Origin of the sequence: Ferdinandcohnia sp. QZ13, assembly GCF_031324165.1 — a bacterium.
Classification (GTDB): Bacteria; Bacillota; Bacilli; order Bacillales; family Bacillaceae_L; genus Ferdinandcohnia.
In genome coordinates this window covers 1,203,971-1,228,189 of sequence record NZ_JAVIVW010000001.1, presented here as the reverse complement: position 1 = coordinate 1,228,189, position 24,219 = coordinate 1,203,971, and the positions used below count along the sequence as shown (strand labels likewise).

General features: G+C 37.2%; 26 protein-coding genes. 15 read left to right on the top strand and 11 right to left on the bottom strand.

Annotated features, from left to right (window positions below; translation table 11 throughout):
* Nucleotides 1-98 precede the first annotated feature (98 nt).
* The gene (locus tag RGU12_RS05985) at nt 99-1,283 is read left to right on the top strand and encodes an exonuclease SbcCD subunit D (RefSeq protein WP_309535244.1); all 1,185 of its coding nucleotides are present in this window, start codon (nt 99-101) and stop codon (nt 1,281-1,283) included.
* Entirely contained in the window at nt 1,280-4,669 is a 3,390-nt protein-coding gene (locus RGU12_RS05980; protein WP_309535243.1) for an SbcC/MukB-like Walker B domain-containing protein, read from the top strand. The genes RGU12_RS05985 and RGU12_RS05980 overlap by 4 nt, the downstream gene beginning before the upstream one ends.
* Nucleotides 4,670-4,703: 34 nt before the next feature.
* On the opposite strand, the gene RGU12_RS05975 is transcribed toward RGU12_RS05980, so the two are convergent.
* The 6 genes from RGU12_RS05975 to RGU12_RS05950 form a co-directional block, all read right to left on the bottom strand.
* Entirely contained in the window at nt 4,704-4,922 is a 219-nt protein-coding gene (locus RGU12_RS05975; RefSeq protein WP_309535242.1) for a spore germination protein, read from the bottom strand.
* A gap of 64 nt (nt 4,923-4,986) precedes the next feature.
* The gene (locus RGU12_RS05970) at nt 4,987-5,367 is read right to left on the bottom strand and encodes a spore germination protein GerPE (RefSeq protein WP_309535241.1); all 381 of its coding nucleotides are present in this window, start codon (nt 5,365-5,367) and stop codon (nt 4,987-4,989) included.
* A gap of 6 nt (nt 5,368-5,373) precedes the next feature.
* Nucleotides 5,374-5,553 (bottom strand): spore germination protein GerPD, encoded by a 180-nt coding sequence (locus RGU12_RS05965; protein ID WP_309535240.1) that lies wholly within the window; start codon nt 5,551-5,553, stop codon nt 5,374-5,376.
* Nucleotides 5,550-6,179 carry a spore germination protein GerPC gene (gerPC, locus tag RGU12_RS05960; RefSeq protein WP_309535239.1) on the bottom strand — a complete coding sequence of 210 codons (630 nt, stop codon included), beginning with the start codon at nt 6,177-6,179 and terminating at the stop codon, nt 5,550-5,552. The genes RGU12_RS05965 and gerPC overlap by 4 nt, the downstream gene beginning before the upstream one ends.
* 70 nt (nt 6,180-6,249) lie before the next feature.
* Nucleotides 6,250-6,510: a spore germination protein GerPB gene (locus tag RGU12_RS05955; protein WP_116351196.1), complete on the bottom strand. Its 261-nt coding sequence runs from the start codon at nt 6,508-6,510 to the stop codon at nt 6,250-6,252.
* A gap of 16 nt (nt 6,511-6,526) precedes the next feature.
* Nucleotides 6,527-6,748, bottom strand: a complete 222-nt coding sequence (locus RGU12_RS05950) for a spore germination protein (protein WP_309535238.1) — start codon at nt 6,746-6,748, stop codon at nt 6,527-6,529.
* Nucleotides 6,749-6,962: 214 nt separating this feature from the next.
* Between RGU12_RS05950 and RGU12_RS05945 the strand changes: the two genes are divergently transcribed.
* Nucleotides 6,963-8,162, top strand: coding sequence for a DUF418 domain-containing protein (locus tag RGU12_RS05945; protein WP_309535237.1), 1,200 nt, complete (start codon nt 6,963-6,965; stop codon nt 8,160-8,162).
* A 349-nt stretch (nt 8,163-8,511) separates the two neighbouring features.
* Here the strand turns inward: RGU12_RS05945 and RGU12_RS05940 are convergent, their stop codons facing one another.
* The gene (locus RGU12_RS05940) at nt 8,512-8,679 is read right to left on the bottom strand and encodes an aspartyl-phosphate phosphatase Spo0E family protein (RefSeq protein WP_116351193.1); all 168 of its coding nucleotides are present in this window, start codon (nt 8,677-8,679) and stop codon (nt 8,512-8,514) included.
* A gap of 225 nt (nt 8,680-8,904) precedes the next feature.
* Here RGU12_RS05940 and RGU12_RS05935 point away from each other — a divergent pair, with 225 nt between their 5' ends.
* The 3 genes from RGU12_RS05935 (at nt 8,905) to RGU12_RS05925 (ending at nt 12,143) form a co-directional block, all read left to right on the top strand.
* On the top strand, nt 8,905-9,810 hold the full coding sequence (locus RGU12_RS05935) for a fumarylacetoacetate hydrolase family protein (protein ID WP_309535236.1): 906 nt from the start codon (nt 8,905-8,907) through the stop codon (nt 9,808-9,810).
* 133 nt (nt 9,811-9,943) lie between these two features.
* Complete coding sequence (locus RGU12_RS05930; protein WP_309535235.1) at nt 9,944-10,312, top strand: YisL family protein; 369 nt, start codon at nt 9,944-9,946, stop codon at nt 10,310-10,312.
* Nucleotides 10,313-10,442: 130 nt separating this feature from the next.
* Nucleotides 10,443-12,143, top strand: a complete 1,701-nt coding sequence (locus RGU12_RS05925; protein ID WP_309535234.1) for a putative bifunctional diguanylate cyclase/phosphodiesterase — start codon at nt 10,443-10,445, stop codon at nt 12,141-12,143.
* 37 nt (nt 12,144-12,180) lie between these two features.
* Here the strand turns inward: RGU12_RS05925 and RGU12_RS05920 are convergent, their stop codons facing one another.
* Nucleotides 12,181-12,744, bottom strand: coding sequence for a DUF2777 family protein (locus RGU12_RS05920; protein ID WP_309535233.1), 564 nt, complete (start codon nt 12,742-12,744; stop codon nt 12,181-12,183).
* 151 nt (nt 12,745-12,895) lie between these two features.
* Nucleotides 12,896-14,266, bottom strand: a complete 1,371-nt coding sequence (locus RGU12_RS05915) for an MATE family efflux transporter (RefSeq protein ID WP_309535232.1) — start codon at nt 14,264-14,266, stop codon at nt 12,896-12,898.
* 201 nt (nt 14,267-14,467) lie between these two features.
* Between RGU12_RS05915 and RGU12_RS05910 the strand changes: the two genes are divergently transcribed.
* A complete protein-coding gene (locus RGU12_RS05910) occupies nt 14,468-15,844 on the top strand; it encodes an alpha-amylase family glycosyl hydrolase (RefSeq protein ID WP_309535231.1) in 1,377 nt (458 codons plus the stop codon).
* 35 nt (nt 15,845-15,879) lie between these two features.
* On the opposite strand, the gene RGU12_RS05905 is transcribed toward RGU12_RS05910, so the two are convergent.
* On the bottom strand, nt 15,880-16,746 hold the full coding sequence (locus RGU12_RS05905) for an SDR family oxidoreductase (RefSeq protein WP_309535230.1): 867 nt from the start codon (nt 16,744-16,746) through the stop codon (nt 15,880-15,882).
* A 158-nt stretch (nt 16,747-16,904) separates the two neighbouring features.
* On the opposite strand from RGU12_RS05905, the gene RGU12_RS05900 reads away from it, so the two are divergent.
* The 8 genes from RGU12_RS05900 to RGU12_RS05865 all read left to right on the top strand — a co-directional run bounded on the left by RGU12_RS05900 (nt 16,905) and on the right by RGU12_RS05865 (nt 23,690).
* Nucleotides 16,905-17,615, top strand: coding sequence for a response regulator transcription factor (locus tag RGU12_RS05900; protein WP_309535229.1), 711 nt, complete (start codon nt 16,905-16,907; stop codon nt 17,613-17,615).
* Nucleotides 17,612-19,075: a sensor histidine kinase gene (locus RGU12_RS05895; protein ID WP_309535228.1), complete on the top strand. Its 1,464-nt coding sequence runs from the start codon at nt 17,612-17,614 to the stop codon at nt 19,073-19,075. The genes RGU12_RS05900 and RGU12_RS05895 overlap by 4 nt, the downstream gene beginning before the upstream one ends.
* A gap of 1 nt (nt 19,076) precedes the next feature.
* Entirely contained in the window at nt 19,077-20,153 is a 1,077-nt protein-coding gene (locus tag RGU12_RS05890) for a LolA family protein (protein WP_309535227.1), read from the top strand.
* 9 nt (nt 20,154-20,162) lie between these two features.
* Nucleotides 20,163-21,878 (top strand): M56 family metallopeptidase, encoded by a 1,716-nt coding sequence (locus RGU12_RS05885; RefSeq protein WP_309535226.1) that lies wholly within the window; start codon nt 20,163-20,165, stop codon nt 21,876-21,878.
* Between the two features lie 14 nt (nt 21,879-21,892).
* Entirely contained in the window at nt 21,893-22,039 is a 147-nt protein-coding gene (locus tag RGU12_RS05880; RefSeq protein WP_189655151.1) for a hypothetical protein, read from the top strand.
* Between the two features lie 18 nt (nt 22,040-22,057).
* Entirely contained in the window at nt 22,058-22,180 is a 123-nt protein-coding gene (locus RGU12_RS05875; RefSeq protein ID WP_309535225.1) for a hypothetical protein, read from the top strand.
* 513 nt (nt 22,181-22,693) lie between these two features.
* Nucleotides 22,694-23,203 carry a GNAT family N-acetyltransferase gene (locus tag RGU12_RS05870; protein ID WP_309535224.1) on the top strand — a complete coding sequence of 170 codons (510 nt, stop codon included), beginning with the start codon at nt 22,694-22,696 and terminating at the stop codon, nt 23,201-23,203.
* A gap of 46 nt (nt 23,204-23,249) precedes the next feature.
* A complete protein-coding gene (locus RGU12_RS05865; protein WP_309535223.1) occupies nt 23,250-23,690 on the top strand; it encodes a YtoQ family protein in 441 nt (146 codons plus the stop codon).
* A 37-nt stretch (nt 23,691-23,727) separates the two neighbouring features.
* Here RGU12_RS05865 and RGU12_RS05860 read toward each other — a convergent pair whose 3' ends face one another.
* On the bottom strand, nt 23,728-24,219 hold the full coding sequence (locus tag RGU12_RS05860) for a YajQ family cyclic di-GMP-binding protein (RefSeq protein WP_116351179.1): 492 nt from the start codon (nt 24,217-24,219) through the stop codon (nt 23,728-23,730).

Below are 24,219 nucleotides of genomic sequence, written 5' to 3'. Positions count from 1 at the left end.
GCTTTTCTTATTAATTTCCAGTTAACACTATAAATCTCAAACAACTTCCTATGTTAAAATAATAGTACTAGATTTCGGTAAAGGAAGTGGAATTTCAAATGAGAATTCTTCATACTGCGGATTGGCATTTAGGTCGTTCCCTAGAGGGAAGAAGTAGATTAGAAGAACAAGCACAATTTTTAGACGAGCTTGTAAAAATTGTCGAAGAAGAAAAAATCGATGTTATCTTAATGGCAGGTGATGCATTTGATACAGTGAATCCACCGGCAGCAGCTGAAAGCTTATTTTATGAAAGTATAGCCCGTTTAGCTAATGGTGGCAAACGACCTGTATCGATTATCGCAGGAAACCATGATAATCCAGACCGCCTGTCTGCAGCCTCACCACTCGCTCAAAAACAAGGAATTCAACTACTTGGCTTGCCGACAATTGATGTCCAAACCATCTATGTTCCTACAACAAATGAAACTCTTAAACTAGCAGCTTTACCATATCCATCTGAGTCACGTTTAGCCGAAGTGTTATCAGATTCTCATGAAGAATTAATGCTCCGCGATAAATATGATCAACGCATTCAAGGAATCTTTGAAGAAATGAGTAAAGCTTTTACGCCTGAAACTATTAATATTGCAATGAGCCATATTTATGTAACAGGTGGAAGTAGCTCTGATTCTGAGCGACCAATTGAAGTTGGGGGAGCATACACGGTTGCTGCTACTAGTCTTCCGGAAGCAGCACAATACGTAGCGTTAGGTCATTTACACCGTCCACAAATGGTGTCAAGAGCAAAAACGATGGCGAGATATTCTGGTTCTCCATTAGCCTACAGTTTTTCTGAGGCAGGGTACGCGAAGTCTGTAACGATTTTAGACGCGAAACCTAACCAGCCAATTGAAATGTCCGAGGTGTTATTATCAAGTGGAAAACCGCTTGTAAGATGGAAAGCGAAAGAGGGGTTAGCTCAAGTTTATACTTGGCTGGATGAAGGTAAGGATGCGAATGCATGGATTGACCTTGAAATTCACGTTGCAAATGCCCTTTCAATCGAAGAAATTCATCGATTACGAAAGCATCATAGTGGTCTCATTCATATTCGACCTGTTTTTGAAGAGCTTGAAAAAGAAAGAGCAGAGGGGATAGTGAATACAAATACCCCTATTGATGAACTATTTGTGCGCTTTTATGAAAAACAAACAGGCGGTGCGAAACCAGAACCTGAACTTACGAAATTATTTTTAGAGCTGATTTCTGATGATGTAGACGAGGATGGTGACGAAGCATGAAACCAATTACATTAACAGTAGCGGGACTTCATAGCTTCCGCGAAAAACAAACAGTTGATTTTGGATCCCTTTGTGAAGGTGGAGTCTTTGGGATTTTTGGACCGACAGGAAGTGGGAAATCGTCCATTCTTGATGCGATGACACTTGCTTTATATGGAAAAGTCGAGCGCGCATCCAATAATACGCACGGAATATTGAATCATGCAGAAAATCTGCTTCACGTTTCTTTTACATTTGAGCTTGAAAACGCCAAAGGAGCAAAGCGTTACACCATTGAGCGTAGCTTCAAACGCCAGGATGAATTAAAGCTTAAATCATCAGTAAGTCGAATTATTGAAGTTGGTGAGGAATCGGTAGTTCTTGCTGATAAAATTGGTGAAGTCAATCAATGTGTTCAGGATCTCTTAGGGTTAACCATTGATGACTTTACGAGAGCAGTCGTATTGCCACAAGGAAAGTTCGCTGAGTTCTTGTCACTAAAGGGTGCAGACCGCAGACAAATGCTGCAACGCTTATTTAATCTCGAACAATATGGAGACAAGCTAAATAAAAAATTAAAGAATAAGCTAACCACAGCGAAAAGTGAGTTAAACGAAGTAGCAGCTGAACAAGCTGGGCTAGGGGATGCTTCAACAGAAGCAATCAAAAATGCGGAGCAAGAACTAAAAGATACAGAGATACTTTTGGAAAAGCGGAAAAACGAGGTCAATAAGATTGAAGCTGATTTTGAAAAAAGTAAGAGTATTTGGCAATGGCAGTTGGATAAGAGCTTACTATCCAAAAAAATGGTTGAAATCGAACATAAGAAACCACATATCCTTCAGCTTGAGCAAAAAGTGAAGAATGCGGAAACAGCTGCTCTTATCCTTCCATATATTGAGGAGTATGAATCTGCAAAAGAAGCATTAGACAAAGCAACTATTCGCTATCAAACTTTACAAAATCAATTAAAGACCAAAAAACAAGACAATGAAGCAAAGGCAAATGATTATCATCATGCCCGTCAGGAAAAGACGGAGAAATTACCGTTTTATTTAACAAAAAAACAGCAGCTGACGGATGCTAAGATCGTACAGGAAAAAGCAATTGTTCTAGAAGGAGAAGCTAATGATCTCCAAGCCAAGCTGAATAGCTTACAATCACTAGTACGTGAAAAACAAAAGCAAATTGAAGCCATTACTACATCCATTACGGAAGATACAGAGAAACAAAAGGAGCGAAGAGAAAAGCTTTCGAAATTAACTGTTACAGCAGAAGTTCGGGACGAGCTCCAGAAAGCCAATCAACAGAAGCAGACGATCCTGTTTTCTAAGACAAGTGTAAACGAGCAAAAAAAAGATCTTGAAAATAGTCAAAGGCAGCTTGAACAATTGGAGAAAATGCTGAACTCACAAAATGAGGTGTTCAATCAGGCTAAACATAGAATGGAAGTTATCTTTTTAGAGAATGCATCCACATATGAAGCGGTTTGTGATCGTGAAAGAGATAGTGAAAAGCTTATTGGTTTTGCTGAGGCTAAGCTTGCTACACTTAAGCAAGCACTGGAGGATAATCGGAAAAAGAATCTTGCTATTCAAATCGCGGACCAGCTTCAATCTGGGGAGCCATGTCCAGTTTGTGGTTCTACCCATCATCCGAATCCTGTATCTAGTCCTGAAGATCATGGAGATGAAATCGCAGCACAAATTGAAAAACTCAACAATGATTTATCAAATGTAAGGGAGCTAAAACAAGAATTTTCCACGCTTAAACTCAAGCTCGAACAAATCTCCGGCGGACTAATCGGGGAGTACCCTGGGGAAATGAATGCCCCTATCCAAGCAAAGAAGACGGTTAGTGATGATGAGTTTGAAGATGTGGATGGAAAACTTCAAGCGCTTGTTGTTGAACAAAGATCATTGCAACAGGATTATTTAAAGCTTCAAGAAATGGGTAGAAAAGCCATTCAAGACCTTCGTGCATCTTTAAAACAAGTGAACCAGCTTGAGCAGACAAAGGAAATTAATACAAAATCCTTTAATGAACTTCAGGCTCGAGTTTTAAACTTACAGGAAAAAACGAAAGAACAGTACTTGAACTGGAAGCAATCATATCCACAGCTTGAATTTGAAACAATCGAATTGAAGCTCGAGGACATCTCAAAGAATGACAAATTGGCGCAAAGTCTATCTGTTGAAATTGAAAATAGCACCACTTTACTTGAACAAAAAGAGCAAGAAAAGCAAAAGTATCAACATGAAAGCAATGAGCTTGAACGTCAAATTGTTGAAGTCAATTCTACATTAAAAGGTAAACTCGAAGCTTTATCTGAGGCACGTGAAAAACTCTCAAGAGAAATCGGAGAGAATAACATCCCTCAGTTATTAGTTGAAACGGAACAGATGATAAAACAGCTTGAAGACAACGAATCAACAGCTTACGAAGCGTGGCAAAAGGTTCAAGCGGAATGTCAGAAACTCGAAAATGAAACCCATGCTGCCTTGCAAGCATTTCAGGACGGGAAAAGTAGAAGTGAAAAAGCAACAAGTAAATGGGCTGAGGTACTTGAAACAACAAGCTTTTTACAAAGTTCCGATGTAAAGGAATCGGTACTTTCAAAACATGAGCAAGAAGAGCTTGGTTCACAAATTGAGCGTTATTGGGATCGCCACAAGCAAGTACAAACTGAGTTGCAAAAATTAAATGATCTCCTAAAAGGTGAAGAACTAACTCAAGAAAAATGGGACGAAATCCAAAGGGTTCGTACGGAAATGATAGAGATGCTTAATCAAGCGGTTGAAGCAAAGGGAGCAGCTGTAAAGGCCCTTCAAGTACTTTTAGAAAAACATGAACGTTTCAACGAACTTGAAGAACGACGTAACGAGCTTGAACAGATGGTAGAGCAATATAACAAGCTGCAATCCGTTTTTAAAGGGAATAGTTTCGTAGAGTTTATTGCAGAGGAACAGCTTGTTCAAGTTAGTCTTGACGCAACAGAGCGACTTGGAATTCTTACTAGACAGCGCTACGCTGTTGAGGTAGATTCACAGGGTGGATTTATTATGAGAGATGATGCAAATGGAGGGGTTAGACGTCCTGTTACAACGCTTTCTGGTGGTGAAACTTTCTTAACATCATTGGCGTTGGCACTTTCTCTGTCCGCTCAAATCCAGTTAAGGGGTGAATACCCGTTACAATTCTTCTTCTTAGACGAGGGATTTGGTACATTGGATGCAGACCTTTTGGATACGGTTGTATCAGCTCTCGAAAAATTACATTCAAAACAATTGGCAGTAGGTGTTATTAGTCACGTCCAGGAACTAAGGGCTAGATTGCCTAAACGTTTAATTGTTGAACCAGCTGAACCATCTGGCAGAGGTACGATTGTTAGATTAGAAACATTATAATACGTAAAAAGGCCGTGCTTCGGCCTTTTTATTTTTACGCATTATTTTTTAAGAGTTGATCTGCAAAATCTTCATCATTTGTATTTGTGGAATTTAATCCATTATTCGTATTAATAAAATCTCCAGTATTAAATGATCCTGACCCTGAGTAAGTCTTCGCTGTATCCTTAGGTGAAACATAGAAGGAGTCACCAAAATTAACGACTCCGCCACCGACATTAACAATTTTTATTGGTCCAACAATAGAGGGCATATAGCGTCATCCTTTAAAAAACATTTTCATGCTATTACTTTATGTGAAAATACATAATTCGGAACTATCTTTCAGTGGGCTGTTTCTCTAATAATTTTCGAATATGTTTTACTTTAGATTTTGACTCTATCTCAACAGTTGATCCAATCTGTAGTACAGACGAAGAGGAGATAGCAAGTATTCTAACAGTATTTACTTTAATAACAGGATTTTGATGGAAGGTATTGATGGTTATTTCATCTTCGATTGTTACTTTTGGCAGCTCCCTTTTAAAAAAAGGAAATGCATCAAGACTTCCTTCATTTGAAAAAAATAATGGGACTTCTTTTTGAAAAGCAAGTGCTTGCGTAAAAGGAGCGATTCTTCGGGTGTCACCAACTTCCACTATACTACTAAACAGAACGGCATTTATCCGAACATAGTCTACTACCGATAGTCTTTTCAATGTACGTCAACTCTCTGGAGCAAGCGGAACAAATGGTCCAATGATTAAAGATTCAGGGGGAGTGTCAAATGCTGAAGCCATAGAAATGGTTTGTGCATCTCCAATAATAAAAACAGCAGATGTTGAAACACCGACAATATCAATATATCCAACTTGTAATTCCTTATTTACAACGGTAAAGTTCACGTCTCATTCTCCCTTTTCGTGTTTTTGGGCAAATTTTGAATATATCCTGTAACCGAATTTTTGATGTCGTTTTTAATATGGCTGATAATGTTCTGGTAGACTTGCGTTTCTCTTGAGGGATTTTGTAACTCTCCATGATATTGGCCTAAATAATGGACAATTCGGTCAGGAATTTGTTTCTGAATATCCTCAATGATAAAGCCTGAGTGTCCTTCTTCTAAAGCCGTTCTTTCCTGATTAGCAATTCCTTCAATAAGTACCGGTCCTTCATTTGATAAATACTCGTCTATATTGTCTTGTATCTCATTAAGTAGTTCTTTATGAACATGCCGAATATCTGGAATGTTCATTTTTCCTTGAGCTACGGAGAAGTCTTCAATTGGTTCCCCATTTAATGGATTTAAACCAATGTTTAAAGTTCCTTCAAGAGTTTCAACCTTCAGTTGATCAAATTTATATTCAACTCTTTCTATATGGGTGGATGGTTGCTTCTTTAATTCCCCTATTTCCGTTTGAAGTTGCTGAAGTGTTTGCTCTAATTGGTTTATCCGAAGGTTTTGTTGTTGGATATACTGGTAAAGATTCTGAATATCTGAGGAGGACACACAATGATAATAAGGATACATAGCATTCACCCTTTCTAAAACTCTGTTATAGATTACTCTATGCAGAGAAGAACGATTGGGTGAATGCCCATTATCTTACACCTGTTGCACCGGTTATAGGTGCTACTCCTGCTGTTCCTGAAGAGCCTGCTAAAGGTACAGCTGGTGCCTCTAACATACTTTGTGGCTTTCCTGTAATTTGTGGAGCTGGTTCAGTAAAACCACCTGTATTATACAAATGTGCAGATGGCCGAATAATTCCCGCACTGCCAATTTGTAAGACAGATGAATTTGCAACACTTCCGACTCTTAGCGTTTGTATACAAATACTTTGATTTATATAAAAATTCATTTGCGTATACCCCCCCTTAGGCGTTTCCGATATTGACACTATCAATTGTATCTACATCATATGAGTTGGTTACACTCTGATTATTAAAGATACGAGTTCCATTCCCGGTATTAAATGAGCCAGCTCCAGCGAATGTTTTGGCAGTAGTAATAGGTGCAATTTGAAAAACATCCCCTACATTCATTACACTGCTATTCCCAATGCTATTTATTTTTATTGCTCCAACAATTGCTGGCATATTGAACACCCTTTTAAAAATCAAATTAAAAAATATACGAAATTGTAAGTTGCTACATGTAGATGCGATTACGATATTCTATGATAAACACCCAGAAGGTGTGATTTCGAGGATGAGGGAATAACGTGTTAATTCGACTTTTGGAATATTATTCTAGAGATTTCTAGAGGCTTCTTTTATAATCAAATAGAGGAAAATTAAAGGAGCTACACGAATGAACAATGAACGATTAACACCTGTAATGGGAGCGGAGCGAATTCAGTCGCTCGATGTGATAAGGGGGCTAGCAATATTCGGTATTTTTTTCGTGAATATGCCTTCGTTTTTTTCACCGGTTTTGTATTTAAACCCTAAAGACTGGTGGAGTGGGGAATGGAATCAATGGACAAATAGTTTTGTTGACATTTTCGCACAAGCAAGCTTTTATACCCTGTTTTCGTTTCTTTTCGGGTTTGGCATGATTCTTTTTAAGGAAAGAGCACTAGCAAAAGGTTATTCTTTTTATCCATTGATTACAAGAAGATTAATTGTGCTTTTGCTGTTTGGATGTTTACACGCGTTTTTTGTATGGCATGGAGATATTTTAATTACATATGCCATTGTTGGGGCCATTTTTCTATTGTTTCATAAGGCAAAACCAATTACGTTACTGATTTGGGCTTTAGTACTTATTTTCGTACCAAATCTATTACTTGGCGGTATGATGTTTCTAGCTGTCATGTTCGAACCAGGACTAAGTGCCATTATGTTTAATGAACAACTTGCTCAAAAATCTGCAGAAATTTATACTACAGGAGGATTCTGGGAAATTACGATTCAAAGATTCCAAGATTGGTACTATGTGAATAATGTAGGGAGCATTTTTGTACTGGTCATTACATTGCTACCGATGTTCCTTTTAGGAGCTTTTATTGCAAAGAAAAAGTGGCTGGAAGGCCGTGATGAGGATATAAAGAAAGTAAAGATTTTATGGCTGATATCACTAACAATTGGGGTTCCGATGAAATTGCTTCCATACTATACGTCTAAAAATGCTGCAACCGAATATTTACAGGATACGATAGGTGGACCGGGCACAGCTGTATTCTATGCAACATCGATTGTCCTGTTGATGAGGTTACCAGTTTGGAAGAGAATACTCTCACCGCTCGCATTTGTTGGACGGCTTTCTCTGAGTAATTATTTATTCCAATCAATTGTGTGTACGCTCTTGTTTTATGGTTATGGTTTTGGATTGTATGGAAAAATGGAACTGTATACGGGATTCCTTCTCACGATTGCTATTTTCATTATCCAAATCGTGTTAAGCTATCTATGGTTAAAAAAATTCAGATTTGGTCCAATCGAATGGATTTGGAGAACATTAACTTATGCACAAAAAGTGGATATAAGGAAAAAGGCTATTCGCGAATAAAGCGAATAGCCTTTTTAGAGGTTGTTCAAAAAGTCCGGTGAAAATGACACATCACAGGAGGAACTTCGACTAAACGCCGACAGGTCCTGTGTTGAACGTCGAAGTCACCACATCCTGTGGAAGCTCGTTGGCTGTTTTTCCGTTCCTTGGAAAGGAAAAACACCTTTCCTGCGTGCGAAGCGGATTCAAAGAAGCGCCCATTTCCACGTATCCACTACATACGTTCCGCTACTCAAAACTACGCCACCTCGAAATTTTCGACGCACAGGAATGCTAGTGCCGGCAAGACATGAGGACTGGCATTTTAGGCGGCGTGGTCCTTTTCATCCGCCTTTTTAAACACTTACTATTAGTTCACCATTTTTAATTTTTTCTCTTTGGTTTTTTGATAAATATTCAATAATTGGTCTAACTCTTGACTACACTTTACTGTCTCCCAAGCAGTAAAGCCGTGCCGATCAGCTAAAACTGTCATTTTACGGCGCTTTAATTCAATAGCAATTTTCAACATGAACATTTTCATTTCTCCATTTTTTTAGTACATTTTCTTTACCATTCATTAGACTAAAGTAGTATATACAGGCTTGTACTATTATTATACCTGCCTTTACAAAGAATAAAACAAGTTCGCTAAAACATCTTAAAATGTTACAAAATAATACAAAGTTTGACAAATTGTTAAAAGAGGAAAAAGGACAGCTTAAGTAGAATTAAGTAAAAGATTAAATAAGAGGTGATGTTAATGAGGTTTGTAACTGCTGAAAAGAATGGAAAACAATTTATTGGTATGGTAATCGAAAACCTTAATCAAGTACTCAATCTACAAGCTGTGGAAGCTCAAATGAACAGTTCATCAATTGTTCCTGAAACAATGATTGAGGCTATTTCACAAGGTGAGCTGTTTCTCGAGAGAGTGTCTCATATTAGGGAGTGGGCACTTCAACATCCTGATGCAGACGGCATATTGCCCATTGAGGATATTACATTAAAGGCACCAATTCCCAAACCTAGTAAGAATATTTTTTGTGTTGGTAAAAATTATGCGGATCATGTAATAGAAATGGGAAGCGCAAAGGATATCCCTGAGCATGTCATGTTGTTCACAAAGGCACCCACGACAGTTGTCGGAACAGATGAGCTCGTCATGAATCATAAAAATATCACAGAGCAGCTGGATTACGAAGGGGAATTAGCAGTTGTAATCGGTAAAGAAGGTCGTGGTATTAAAGAAAGTGAAGCATTGGAGTATGTGTTTGGGTATACGATCGTTAACGATATTACTGCTCGCGACATCCAATCAAGACATAAACAATTTTTCCTTGGCAAAAGCTTAGACACCAGTTGTCCAATGGGTCCAATGTTGGTGCATAAATCGTTGATTCCAAATCCTAGTCATTTATCCGTAACAACCAAAGTTAATGGGGAAACACGTCAATCAGGTAACACAAGCCAGTTTATTTTCCCGATTGAAAACATTATTTCAGTGATTTCACAAGGAATGACTTTAGAGCCCGGTGATATTATCGCGACAGGTACTCCAGCGGGAGTAGGGAAAGGCTTTAATCCACCTCGCTTTCTAAAGGCTGGAGACGTGATTGAAATTACCATTGATGGGCTAGGGACGTTGAGAAATAAGATTGAAGAATAAAAAGGTTAACACGTCACAAAAACGACATATTTACTATGTAAATAGTGAAAAAAGGCTGATTGAATCTTTTTATTTTCATTATAAACATGCTATGATTATCCATGAATGAAAAAGAAAAAGGAGGAAGTAGTACATGACAGTTAATACTCATGCACATATTACTTCTTGGGCAGTTGCTATTATTCTATTTGTTATAGCAGCAACATTCCTGAACAAGGCCGGCAAAGAAAAATCCCAAAAAATTGTTAAAATGATCTTACGTTTATTTTATTTATTCATCTTAGCGACAGGTTTACTACTTTTATTTGGTGGAGTAGAAATCAACGGTGAATACATAGGTAAAGCAATACTAGGGGTACTAACAATCGGATTTATGGAAATGATTTTAGTACGTTCTAGTAAACAAAAACCAACTGGATTATTCTGGGGATTGTTTATTGTTGTCTTGATCTTAACAATTGCATTAGGAATGAAACTTCCATTAGGAATATGGAGATTCTAAACGTTTTGTGAAAAAGCTACCATTTAAGGTGGCTTTTTCTCTTTTTTCTGTGTTTTTCGACAAGAAATTATGCTATCTTTATGAATATATACATACTTCATGAGAGAAAAAAAGAGTGGTGAATCTCGTATTGAGAACCTATAGCCTAATTTGTGGGAATTTGAATGAAATAAATGAATTTGTGGAGCAACACCATCTTACAGCTGAAAAACATGTACTCATTCAATTGTTTACATGTTTTGCAGATGAACAATTCATTCAAAATATAAGGAATATAATAATAGAACAGATACCACAAGCAATTATTATGAACACACCAATTGATAAGGTGCAAAAAAATGAAGCTGTGATAGCAAACAATGTTATGATCACCTGTACTGTATTTTCTGATGTAAGCCAGATTTCTACGATTTTATCATTATCTGAAAAGGATGAGATGAATCCATTTTTGACATTATCTAATTCAATCTACAAATCCTTACAAGATATTGAGGCTTTTTATGAAAAAAAAGCTGAGGAAAAAATTGCATGCTTAGCTTATTTTGATGCAGAAACTGGTTTGCCGAATCGATTGCATTTTACAAATCAAGTAGAGGATTTTGTTCAGCGTTTTTCAAAGAAAAAGAAGTATCATAAATTAGCTGTGTTGTTTATCGATCTTGACCGTTTTAAAATGATTAATGATACAGTTGGCCATTATGCGGGAGATATTATTCTAAAGCAACTTGCTAAACGAATCCAAGGGCTGCTCCCAAAAAAGAGTTTTCTTGCAAGATTTAGTGGGGATAAATTTACAATCCTGATAACCGAGGATGTTGAAGTTGAAAAGATTGCTGATCTTGGACAGACATTATTACATGATATTGCTAGACCCATTATGTATGAAGCACGTGAATTCTTTTTAACCGGAAGTATTGGAGTTAGTTTCTATCCGAATGATGGGATTACCACTGAGTTATTATTTAAGCATGCCGATACAGCTATGAACCTTGCAAAACAGCAGGGGGGCAACAAAATGAAATTTTACTCAACAGAAATGAATCAGCAAGTATTATATAGGTTGGAGCTTGAAGGCTATTTACGAAAAGCGCTTGAAAAAAATGAATTTCATATATGCTTCCAACCGTTGATTGATTTATCGTCTGGAGAAGTATATGGCAGTGAAGCATTAATTAGATGGGAGCATCCAAAGCTTGGACTTGTATCACCAGGTGAATTTATACCTCTTGCAGAGGAAACGGGGCTCATCCATGAGATTGGCAAATGGGTCTTGAAAGAGGCTTGCCAAGAGAATAAGAAATGGCATGATATGGGCTATGATTATTTGACAATTTCTGTTAATGTATCAGCAGACCAGTTCCAGCAAATTAGTTTTATTGATGTGGTCAAGGAGGTTTTAGAGGCAACAGGACTTCCGCCGCAATTTTTAACACTCGAGCTTACCGAAGGCGTAATGCTAAGAAACATTTCCCATAGTGTCATTGTTATGAAGGAACTGCAAAAGCTTGGTGTTAAGGTATCCATTGATGACTTTGGTACAGGCTATTCATCATTAAGTTATCTAAAGGATTTGCCAATCAATACCTTAAAAATTGACCGGTCATTTATTAATAATCTCAAGGTGAATACCACTGATATCGCGATTGTGAAGGCAATCATTACGATGGGGCACGGACTGGCTGTGAAGGTGGTTGCCGAAGGAGTTGAAACAGATGAGCAAATCGAGTTACTTAAGGAACTTCAATGCCATTATGCTCAAGGTTTCTACATTGACCGGCCGATGAAAAGTGAAGAATTTGAAAAAGGATTAGCAAAGCTTAAAGCATTGTAAAAGTTAGGGGGCTGTTCACGTGTGAACGCCCCCTATTTTATTTGCATAATGTTGAAAGGATTGCCCTTTTTCCATTTGCTAGTGTAAATTCAAATCGATCCTTCTTTAGTTTTCCACGGGAAAAATGATGGTGAACAGATAAAAGCAGTTCCGTATTATCAAACATGATAAAATTGACACCTTCATGTTCTCCATTCTCTTCCTGATACATGAGTTGATTATGACAATGGATACAATCATATAATGAGAACGATAGTTTATTTAAAGTAGCCGTAAAACGGATAAATTGGTCCTCGGTAAACCCTTCTAGCCATTCTCTATACGCAAAGGTTAATTTTTTCCGAAAACGGAGGCAATCTCCATTATCAAGTTTATAAAAATATCCATTCATCTGGATTAAACCGTCCTCCACAAAAATGCCTTTTTCCCATTTATTTAGAGTGAAAACTTCTACTTCCTTCCCAATCATTTCTTCAAGCATTGATGCTTCGTCTGTTTGGGCATCAAAAAAGATCCATTGGTCATTGATGCATTCTGTCGTACCTGTAATAAAAGAGCGTTTTTGTTCAGTTATGCTGCCGAGACGTTGTTGTAAATCCAAAGTAAATCCTCCATCCATAGCTGTAAATTTGAAAGTAGTTTGTATCCTCTTTTTTAGACAAAAGTAGGGAAATTTATAACAAAGACTTTTTAGTGAGATTTTACCCTGAGTTTAGGAAAAATATTGAAACGAAAAAACAGCCTGAACGATTTCAGGCTGTTACGTTTACATGATCAACTGGTGCAACGAATGATTTTTTCTCCCATGCCCGAGAACGCCAGCGCCACAGCATGACGATGCCACGAACCCATTCATCGACAATAAAAGAAATCCAAACTCCAACTAATCCGAGTTCAAAGTGAATACCAAGTACATATGCAATGGGTACACAAATTCCCCACATTGAGAGGATTCCCATGTATACCGGCAATTTTACATCTCCAGCCGCTCTTAATGCATTTATAAGGACAAGGTTAAATGCTCGCCCAGGTTCAAGAATGATGGTTAAAAGGATAAGGACACCACCTGTTTTTATGATATCTTGATTATCCGTAAAGATCGATAAAAGTGGTTCCTTAAAGAATGAAAAAACAATCGCCATTGCCGCTGAAATAAAAATGGCGAGCTTTAAGCTTTTTAACGCTCTTTTATAAGCATCATTTATTTGACGGGCTCCAATCATTTGCCCTATTAAAATTTGTGTTCCTTGACTTATGGCAATACTAAAAAGGAAGATGAACATCATTAAATTTTGTGCGTATACCTTTGTCGTAAGGGCTTGTGTTCCCATGATTGTAACAAAATACGTAATAATCATCTGGGAGGAATTGTAGGAAAGCTGTTCCCCAGCAGAAGGTATTCCAATTTTAAGCAGATTTTGTAGATGAACTCTCGGTAAACGAAAAATCTTTTTGAAATGGAGACCATGTTTTACTCGTTTTATTAATAGATAGGCGATGACCAGTAAGCCTACTAATCTACTAAAAGAGGTAGATATCGCAACTCCTTCAACACCGAGAACTGGCAAACCAAATGGTCCAAAGATAAAAATGTAATTCCCTATGACATTCAGGATGTTCATACCGATAGTGACGTACATCGTGTCACGGGTAAAACCGTAGCTTCTGATGACCGCCCCAATTGTCATGATCAAAGCTTGGAGAAACGAGAATAAACCTACGATTCTAAGGTAACTATCCGCTTCGTCTAATAATTCAGCTGGCAAATCCATTAACAGTAGGAGATCCTTGCTCCAAACAAAAACAACAAGGCTTAAAACAAGACCAAACACAAGGTTGGCAAATATAGAAACGACCGCAACTTCAGCGGCACTTTTTTCATTATTAGCACCAAAATGCTGGGCAACAAGAACGGCGGTACCGGTTGCGATAAAACCAAACATGACAATGATTAATGACAAGATTTGGTTTGAGACACCGACAGCTGCAACTGAATTATCGGAATACATACTCAGCATTAAGGTATCTGCATTCCCCATTAGCATATGTAACAGCAATTCAATAAAAATGGGCCATGTGAGCGCAAACAATGTTAATTTTTTTGTATTTATAGAAGTATCCAAGCTGTCAACCCCTCTAATTCCGTAATGAAAAACTATATTAGTTTATCACAGAATGTGGAAAGAAAGAATAGTCATTTTTCACGAAAAAGAAAACGGTATAAATATGTACAAAATATGAACAAACTCTTGTACTATTTGACTTTTAAGAAGGGATAAGGTTACTTTAAAGTGTGAGATTACTAAGAGGATTGGAGTTACGTGATGAAGAAAAAGATATATATGGTGGCTATACTGATTCCGTTGCTACTGTTGTCAGCCGTGCCTGCTTTTGCTGCTGATAATCAAACAATAGAGGAAGAAAGCATTTATTACATAGTGGTTGATCGTTTTAATAATGCGGAAAGTGCAAATGATTTCGCAGTGGACCTATCGAATCCTACATCGTATCATGGGGGAGACATCCAAGGAGTAATGAGTCGGCTTGATTACGTGAAGGATATGGGTTTTACGACGATCTTATTATCACCTATATTTGAAAATGAAACCGATACTTTTTATCCGTATGTGGTTAAAGACAGAACTGTAATCAATAAACATTATGGCACATCTGATGATTTAAAACAGCTAGTTAAAGCGGCGCATGACAAGGGATTAAAAATTATTCTTGACCTTGGAATCAGTTCAAATGAAAGTTTAAGTGATGAATTTATTGAAGTGGCAAAGCTATGGGTTCAAGAGGCAAATATTGATGGGTATAAACTGGACCTTATTGATGGTGTTTCTGCTAATTTTGTCGCTACATTATCAACAGAACTGAAAGCGGTAAAAGCAGATTTTCGTTTGATTGGACAACCTGTAGGCGTAGATTACCCAAGTGAGCTTGAAACGAAGGGACTAGATTCCGTTTTTAATATGTTCCCTTATGAAGGGATCACTAGTTTTAGTGTTCCAGACCAAACCTTTAACGATGTTGAAAAAACATGGCAAGGATTTGAAAATCCGCATTCGTTACTTAATTTCTTCGATAACACAAATACGGTTCGATTCACCTATATGGCTACCGAGGCTAATGAACATCCAGCACCACGCCTTAAGTCAGCATTGACGTATTTGTATACAACACCAGGTATTCCAGTCGTTTTCTATGGAACAGAAATTGCGTTAAATGGAAGTGAGGCACCGGACAACCTCGGTTTAATGGACTTCCGAACAGACAAAGAGCTAGTTGATTATATTACCTTGCTCTCTAAAATTAGGTCAGGTGTACCAGCTTTAACAAAAGGCTCAATTGAACTAGTCAAAAATGATGAAGGCCTGCTTGTGTTTAAGCGAGAATATGAAGGGGAAATAGCTTTTGTGGCAATTAATAATACAACGAAAACACAGAGCTTTACCCTAACTACTGACCAGGTTGGAGAAGATAAGGAATTAACTGGACTTATTACCGAGGACCTTGTTCGTTCAACAGACGATGAATTTCATCTTGTTGTAAATCGTGATATCTCGGAAGTGTTTGTGGTTCGAGACACAACAAACATTAATTATGCTTTATTCGTTGCCGTATTTATTGTACCCGTATTAATGATTGGATTCATTTATCTGAATAAAAAAAGAAGTGGTAATAAGAAGCCTGAATAGAAAAAGCATCATCCTGCTTGGATGATGCTTTTTCTTTACCCATTTACGATTTCTCCACCGTTAATGTGGAGGATTTGGCCAGACATATATGAAGAGTCATCACTTGCAAGGAATACATAGCTTGGTGCGACCTCTTCAGGTTGTCCAGGACGTTTCATGGGTGTTGTCGAGCCAAATTTTGCAACTTGGTCGCTTGTAAAGGTTGATGGAATAAGTGGTGTCCAAATCGGACCTGGAGCCACTCCATTTACACGAATTCCTTTGCCAACTAATTGCAAGGAAAGTGACCTGGTAAAAGAAACGACAGCCCCTTTTGTTGATGAATAATCAACGAGTTGCTCATTACCTTTGTATGCTGTAACAGAAGCTGTATTGATGATGCTACTCCCTTGTTTTAAATGCGGAAGAGCGGCCTTCGTTAAATAAAAATATGAAAAAATATTGGTTCGGAATGTCTTTTCAAGCTGCTCAGCTGTAATGTTGGAGATGCTTTTTTGTGGATGCTGTTCGGCTGCATTATTGACTAAAATATCTAGCTGTCCAAACGTATCAATAGTTTTTTTCACTATTTCTTTACAGAAATCCTCATTTCCGATATCTCCAGATAAAAGTAAGCATTTTTGACCTTCTTCTTCAATCTGCCTCTTTGTTTCCTTAGCATCCTCATGCTCTTCCAAATAAACGATGACAACATTTGCTCCTTCTTTCGCGTAATGAATCGAAACGGCCTTTCCAATACCACTATCCCCACCAGTGATAATCGCAACCTTATTTTTTAACTTATTACTGCCCTGATAGGATTGATCCTCGGAAACGGGTCTAGGCACCATTTCCGTCTCGGTTCCAGGCTGATGTGTTTGATGCTGCGGTGGCAAAATGTTTTTCCCTTGAGTATTAGACAAAACTAAACACCTCTTTTATGTATTCATGTACCTTACTTACTGTTTTATAAAAGAGCTTTGAATATACCTTTTTCGCTAATTATTAAGTAAAAATAAAAATTCCATGAACACACCAAAACTTCCTTTATAATGAAACTAGATAGAAAGAGGGGTTATCCATGGAAAAACCTGAAAAAATTCTACTTGTTGAAGATGATAAGGAAATTGCCCGTATTGTTTGTGATCATTTACGGAAAGAAGGATATACCGTGACATGGGCTTCTACAGGAAAAGAAGGCTGGGAGGATTTTAAGGAGGAGCAATACGACCTTGCCTTAATTGATTTAATGCTCCCAGAAATGGATGGATATACATTATGTAAAACCATCCGATTAGAAAGTGAAATTCCACTCCTCATTTTAAGTGCACGAAATGAGGATGAAAGCAAGGTCAAAGGATTAAATCTTGGAGCAGATGACTATGTCACTAAGCCATTTAGTCTTGAGGAATTGAGTGCAAGAATCAGCTCTCATTTAAGAAGATTCAGAAGATATAACAAAAAGACATCAAATGAAAATAGAGTCAACTATATGAATGGATTGACAATTGATTTTACGAATAACCTTGTTTATTTAAACAGCAGCGCTGTCCAAATGAGCTCCAAGGAAAGAGAATTATTGTTTTTGTTAGCAAAAAATCCATTACAAACTTTTTCGAAAAAAGAGATCTATGAGCATATTTGGCAGCAGGAGGATGTGGATGGCAATAATACGGTCACGGTTCATATTAAAAGTCTGAGGTCCAAGCTAGGTGATGAAACGCGCTCTGCAAAGTTTATTCAAACCGTTTGGGGTGTTGGTTATCGCTTTATTGGAGAGCAAAGCGTATGAAAATTAAACAATGGTTAATGGTCAGTTTTTTTATCGTGATGCTGCTTCCAGTTGTGGCACTTTACATCCTTTATGTCAGTTTAAGTAATCTCGATGAAAAGCAGGCATTTGTTGAATACGTTGAGATGACCCATAAAATGGAGGAGATTGAAACACATCTTTTAAATCCAGATTTATATCAACTTCAACCAAAAGAAAAGTTTGAGTCTGTTCAAGCACTAACTAACGAATCTATTAAAATAACATTATATCGATCGGATGGTGTTGTTGTATTTTCCAGTTTGCCTAGTGTTGGTTCATATGGGTTTTCAACGATAAATATTGAACAAGTATACAGAAATCTAAATGACCTTCAAAAGAATTCTCGTACCTATACATTAAAAAAGCCAGTCGTTGGTGACGGTGATGTTGTTGGGGTTTTTGAAATTTCGATTGCGAGAGAAGATTGGATAGAAGGGGTAACGAATCGCTACATACTTTTTGGTGTGTCCTTCAGTATTTTCATTATCCTACTCTATATCATTGTAGTGATTCTATTAAATCGAAAATTGAATCGACCATTAAGCTATTTGCAGGCGCAAATGACGGCTTTTGCAAATGGAGAGAAGCTGTCAAATCAAACACGGGAATCAAATAATGAAATAGGAGATTTAATCAAACATTTTTGGAAAATGAAATCTCAGATTGAACAAACACAAGAGGCTTTAGCTGTTCAACAAAAGGAAAAAGAATTTATTGTAGCCTCCTTATCGCATGATTTAAAAACACCATTAACGGTCATTCGTGCTTATACCGAGGCATTACAGAACGATGAAACTCTTGCCGAACAAGAAAGGCTCGAATATAAGGAAATATTATTTGAGAAGCTCGAGTACATGAAACGAATGCTTGATGACTTGACCATGTACACCGCATTACAATCCTCGAAACAACGGGCTGCGCTTGTAGAGGTTGATGGGGAAGAGTATTTTGACATGCTGTTATCTGGATATGACGAACCTTGTAATCAAAGAGACATTTCACTTGTTGTTACACAATCTGTAAAAGAAACCTATGAGTTGGATCCAAAGCAATTGGTGAGAGTTGTAGATAACATTATGGGGAATGCCATTCGCCATACGAAAAAAGGGAATCAGATTTGGCTTGCTGCGATTTCAAGTGATGTCAAATTGCCAGACTGGGTGTTTAAAGAATTCTATGATGACGTCGAAGTTTGGAGAAAGAACGGTACAGTTATATTGATACAAAATGAAGGAAAAGGAATCCCAAAAGAACAACTGGAGAAAGTCTTTCAACCCTTTTATCAGGCAGAAGGTGCTAGAAATAATGGGGGTAGTTCTGGGCTAGGATTAAGTATTTCAAAGATGTTAATGGAACAACAAAATGGCAAAATTGGAATCTGGTCAACCGAGAAAGAAGGAACATTACTTGCTTGCTGGATTAAGGAAGGAAGGAAATAAAATGAGGAAAAAATTAGTCTTACTAATTGCGATTTTACTAACTGGCATGTTATCGGCCTGTAAGGGGGATATCGCTGTGTCGTCTGAAGAAATTGTAACAAAGGTTTTATCAGCAAAAGAAAGTAAGCTATCTTATTATGGTGAGGGTGTCATAAAGTTTACGACAGATGGAGATGTCACTGAAAATGCGAGTTTCAAAGAATACGCGGCAGAAGACGGTAAACGAAAAATCATTACAACAGGAGATACAAATGGTCTTGAATCATATGTGTTAAACGACGGAAAACAAGTGATTTCTTATGAAGCGGGAAGTGAAACGGCATTTAGTATCGATCTAACAAAGGATAGTATGCCGTTATTAGATTCCTCACCTAAAGAACAACTCATGACAATGCTAGAAGCTATAAAAAAAACACATAACTATGAAATTGTTGGTGAAGAAAAAATATTGGATTTAAATGTTTATCATATAAAGGCAACGCCAAATACAGATTCCAATTTATTTGGTGAAGTTGAACTTTGGATCGATCAAAAAACATGGTTTGTCGTGAAATCAATCTCTGTTGTTGAAGAAACGAAATCTGAGTTCGAATACAAGTTGCTCGATTTTTCACCAGATTTTAAGGAAGATACCTTCATTTTAGATATACCAGAAAATGTGACGATTACCCCAATTGAAACAAATCTTGAGCCAGACTTTGGGACACTTGAAGATGCCCAAACCGAATTAGAACAACCATTCCTTGTTTTCTCAGGAGATGACATGACTGTCGAGAATGTTGAAATTGTAAATCTTCAAGGGATAGTCAATCGTCCAGAAATTACTGTTTATTATGTTCATGAAGGGATTCCCTCCGTATTAGTTTCAGTTTTTCCAACTCCAGAAGATGCTGGAACGGAAATTAAACCTGGAGAATGGCAAGTTCGAGGTCAAAATGCAGAATATGATGACTTTATTGATGCTTTAAGTTGGGATGAGAATGGTCTGCGCTATACGATCATTATTCAAAATCCAGATCTTGAAATGAAAGTAGTTCTCGAAATGACGGAGAATATGATACTGAATAATGAAATGTAGGTGGAAGTTTTGCTACCAAACTGGTATGAAATCGTCTGGTATATTTTTGTAGGTGCGGGGATCCAATTAATAGGTTTGATCGTTGAGAAGATCAATAAAAAAGTAGGAACCACAATTGAAATCATCCTTGCCTTACTTGCAGTAGGATTTGTGTTTTATCAACTTCCGTTTATGGATGGTTTTATCTATATTGCGTTTATCTCAAGTGGATATTTCCTTGCAATCTCCTTAACTACCGGTAACGAAAAACGAATGGAGATTGAAAAGGAAATTCATCAAATTAAAGTAGAAAAAATCCCTTTAGAACGTGATTTGAAACGGATTGCATCTGATTTATTCATAACAGGTTTTGTTGTGATTGGTGCCATTCTGTTTTATATTTTTGGCCCAGAGTATAGCCTATTAAAATATATGATTGTCTTTGGACTTGTAAGCACAGCAACAGAAGTTATAAAGAGAATCGGTACTTATACGACTGTAAAAGCATTTTATGACAATGATGAAAGGTATTTATATCTCACATCACGTTTTGAATCTCGGAAAATTCCAATTGAAGATCTAGAGGAAGTGAAGATTGAAACAAATGTTGACCTGTTAAAACTTCATCCACTATTAACGATGTTTTCGTCAAATGCAGATTTTACAACAAGCTTTCAGAAGGTACTGCGGTTATCTGTACCAGGTGAGACGCTCTATATAACTATTTGTGAACCAGAAAAATGGAAAAAAACATTTGAGGAAATGATGAAGGACGAAACAAAAGTGATGGAACTACAGCAGGTTCTACCGTTTTGGCATCGGAAAAATATCAAGAGATTATTCGGAAAACTCTATTTCGCATCAACGGTAAAAGGAGTTTCTGCCTATACGGGTTTGCTTTTAATTCTCTTTTATTTAGACGTAGCGCCTTGGATTATGGTTGCTGTAGGATTGGCCTACTGGGCTTTCAATCTATATATTTCTGACAGAGTTTTAAAAGTAGCAATGGATGCAAAGGAAACGCAAAATCCACAATTGATTCAATTATCTCAACGGATTTTTGAAAAGGCTGGCGTTCGGAATGTACGTGTATATGAGACGGAAAGTTCCGAATATAACGGTCTAGCGACAGGTATGAATATCGGTAAGTCAATGGTGACCCTAACTACTGCTACTTTAAAGTTACCGACTGAAGCGATAGAAGGAATCCTTGCTCACGAGGCAATCCATGTGAAAAAGCGAGATGTGCTGTGGGGCCAACTTTGTAGGCTAGGCTATCTATTGATTTTGATTGTAATCGTCTTATTGCTTCAAGAAAATATAACAAATATAGAAGATCATAAGATATCAATCTTTTTAGTCGTATTTTTCTTAACGTTCTTTTATTCTGTTTTTCAGTCTTTTTGTTCACAATGGATGGAGGTTCGTGCGGATCATCTTGGCGCATCCCTTCTTAATGGCGGAAGCAACCAAATGTCAAATAGTTTAATAGCGTTGTCAGAAAAACAGGATGAAGCGATAAATAAATCACTTTCATATAGTACAGTTCTAAAAGACGAGGAAGAGAAAACAAAGTCGTCGATTGAGCGGGATTCCCTCATATGGAGGTTCATTGAATTTCAGTTCATGCCTCATCCTCCGATGTATTGGAGAGTCCAAACCTTAAAAGAAAATGAAGAAGGCTGGGGGAGTAAGATTCGAAATCGTTGGATGATTGACAGAGTAAAGGAATCAGTATTGGGTTAAAAAGGAGTGAAATTGTGAAAATCGCGAAGGTATTATTTGTTCTTGGAGCAGTTGTTTTTCCGTTAGGTATCTATCTATCGTCATACAGCCCAGTTGGTGTGGTATTAGCAATTCTGGGCGGACTAACAGTTTTCTTAAGTACTCCTGCTATACAATCATAGATAAAGGAGTTGGAGGAAATGGACTTCTTGAGTGTGAATGATTGGATCACACCGACTAATCCGTATGCATCGCTCTTTTTTGGATTGTTGTTTACGATTGTGGTTGGGGTGGTCGTTTGGTTGGATACAAGGAAAATTTAAACACTTCTTATTGTGCTTATTACCGGTAGTATCGTATCGATCGTCGGTGTGATTATATTGAAGGTTGTTGAGTTTTACTGAGTTTATATGCAGGAGACTGTCCTTGAGAGGGAGAGTCTTCTTTCGTTTATCTAGGTTTATTTAATGAGTGATGTTATTCGATTATCTAAAGAGTTTTTCCACATTAATCCAGAAGCATTGAAATAAAATATGTTTATAATATGGCGTTTTCCATACTATCCCATAAGTCTTGATATAAAATATGTTTATGATGTGAGTTTTTCCATATTGTCCCAAAAGACTTGATATAAAAGATGTTTATGCTATGAGAATTTCTATTATATTCCAAAAGCCTTGCGATAAAAGGGATCTGGTATATTTTTTTCATATTTTTCAAAAGGTCAGATCGTTCTTGGAACGTTAACGTATATTCGAACACATTGATCAAAAGCTGCCGCCACTAAAAAGGAAATTTTCCGTTTCATAGAAAATAAATTATATTTGGAGGAAACTATGGAGATAAATATTAGACCTGTGAGAAAAGAGGATGCTTCTCAACTTATTGAACATACCAAAATTGTTCTTACCGAGTCTACCTTCATGCTTACCACACCAGAGGAATTTACACTCACCGTTGAGGAAGAGGAAAAATGGATAGAGGGCCATACAAAGCCTGGGAATTTAATCATAGTAGCAGACATCGAAGGTAAAATTATTGGGAATTTAAATTTTCAAACCTCGAAAAGGAAGCGACTCTCACATTTAGGATACTTTGGGATAAGTATTCAAGAAGCATACTGCAATCATGGGATTGGAAGTAAACTATTGGAATATTTACTTGAGTGGGCACTGAAAGAGCCTAAACTTGAAAAAGTATGTCTTGAAGTATTCTCTCATAATAAAAGGGCAATCCACTTATATAAAAAATTTGGCTTTAAAGAAGAAGGTAGAAAAGTTAAATATGTTAAATTCAGTGATAGACATTATGAAGATGAAATCATCATGTATAAATTTGTAAAATAATCCTTGTATGTTACGATAATAGAAAGAGGCAATAGGAGGGTGGAAAATGCAGTTAACTGTTTATTTAGCTGGACAAATTCATGACAATTGGCGGGAAGAAATTAAGGACAAGGCAAAATCTAAAAAACTACCTTTAACATTTGTAGGACCACAACCGAACCATGATAAATCGGATAACATCGGAGAACAAATTTTAGGTGAACAACCTGGAAACTTGTATAAAGATGATGCGGCTTCAGATATTAATAATTTCAGAACACAGGTTTTGATGCAAAAATCAGATGTTGTTATTGCGTTATTCGGGGAAAAATACAAACAATGGAATACAGCAATGGACGCAAGTGCTGCGATTACAATGAATAAGCCCACAATAATCGTGAGACCAACCTCACTCATTCATCCATTAAAAGAGTTATCGAATAAAGCAAACGTAACCGTCGAAACGGTTGATCAAGCATTAGACGTGCTAAGCTATATTTTTGAATAGAAAAATGCAGCGGGCCAAATAGTCCGCTGCATTCTTCTTACCGATAATTGATAAATTGTACATCAATCGGCAAATCTGCTTCACGAATTAAATTGATAATTTGTTGAAGATCATCTCTACTTTTACCTGTCACACGAACTTGATCATCCTGAACCTGACTCTTCACCTTAAGACCGCTGTTTTTAATAATTGTATTAATTTTTTTCGCGTTCTCCTTGTCGATGCCTTGAATGAGTTTCGCGCGTTGACGAACAGTTCCGCCAGATGCATTTTCAATTTTCCCGTAATCGATATTACGAGTTGCAACTCCGCGCTTAATCATCTTACTGATAAGGACATCCTTCAATTGCTCAAGTTTGTACTCATCGTCAGATACCAAGACAAGTTCTTCCTTATCAAGTGTTATGTCACTTTTACTACCTTTGAAATCATACCGGGTTTGAATCTCTTTTTTTGCAATACTAATTGCATTTGTTACTTCAGGCAAATCCACCTTTGACACAATATCGAATGAGCTATCCTTTGCCAT

Coding starts and splice junctions, on each gene's coding strand:
- gerPC (WP_309535239.1), bottom strand. CDS start 6,179: ATGTATCCTTATTATCATTGTGTGTCCTCCTCAGATATTCAGAATCTT.
- RGU12_RS05875 (WP_309535225.1), top strand. CDS start 22,058: ATGGACTTCTTGAGTGTGAATGATTGGATCACACCGACTAATCCGTAT.
- RGU12_RS05895 (WP_309535228.1), top strand. CDS start 17,612: ATGAAAATTAAACAATGGTTAATGGTCAGTTTTTTTATCGTGATGCTG.
- RGU12_RS05985 (WP_309535244.1), top strand. CDS start 99: ATGAGAATTCTTCATACTGCGGATTGGCATTTAGGTCGTTCCCTAGAG.
- RGU12_RS05865 (WP_309535223.1), top strand. CDS start 23,250: ATGCAGTTAACTGTTTATTTAGCTGGACAAATTCATGACAATTGGCGG.
- RGU12_RS05930 (WP_309535235.1), top strand. CDS start 9,944: ATGACAGTTAATACTCATGCACATATTACTTCTTGGGCAGTTGCTATT.
- RGU12_RS05975 (WP_309535242.1), bottom strand. CDS start 4,922: ATGCCCTCTATTGTTGGACCAATAAAAATTGTTAATGTCGGTGGCGGA.
- RGU12_RS05945 (WP_309535237.1), top strand. CDS start 6,963: ATGAACAATGAACGATTAACACCTGTAATGGGAGCGGAGCGAATTCAG.
- RGU12_RS05955 (WP_116351196.1), bottom strand. CDS start 6,510: ATGAATTTTTATATAAATCAAAGTATTTGTATACAAACGCTAAGAGTC.
- RGU12_RS05870 (WP_309535224.1), top strand. CDS start 22,694: ATGGAGATAAATATTAGACCTGTGAGAAAAGAGGATGCTTCTCAACTT.
- RGU12_RS05860 (WP_116351179.1), bottom strand. CDS start 24,219: ATGGCAAAGGATAGCTCATTCGATATTGTGTCAAAGGTGGATTTGCCT.
- RGU12_RS05910 (WP_309535231.1), top strand. CDS start 14,468: ATGAAGAAAAAGATATATATGGTGGCTATACTGATTCCGTTGCTACTG.
- RGU12_RS05890 (WP_309535227.1), top strand. CDS start 19,077: ATGAGGAAAAAATTAGTCTTACTAATTGCGATTTTACTAACTGGCATG.
- RGU12_RS05950 (WP_309535238.1), bottom strand. CDS start 6,748: ATGCCAGCAATTGTTGGAGCAATAAAAATAAATAGCATTGGGAATAGC.
- RGU12_RS05900 (WP_309535229.1), top strand. CDS start 16,905: ATGGAAAAACCTGAAAAAATTCTACTTGTTGAAGATGATAAGGAAATT.
- RGU12_RS05935 (WP_309535236.1), top strand. CDS start 8,905: ATGAGGTTTGTAACTGCTGAAAAGAATGGAAAACAATTTATTGGTATG.
- RGU12_RS05940 (WP_116351193.1), bottom strand. CDS start 8,679: ATGTTCATGTTGAAAATTGCTATTGAATTAAAGCGCCGTAAAATGACA.
- RGU12_RS05980 (WP_309535243.1), top strand. CDS start 1,280: ATGAAACCAATTACATTAACAGTAGCGGGACTTCATAGCTTCCGCGAA.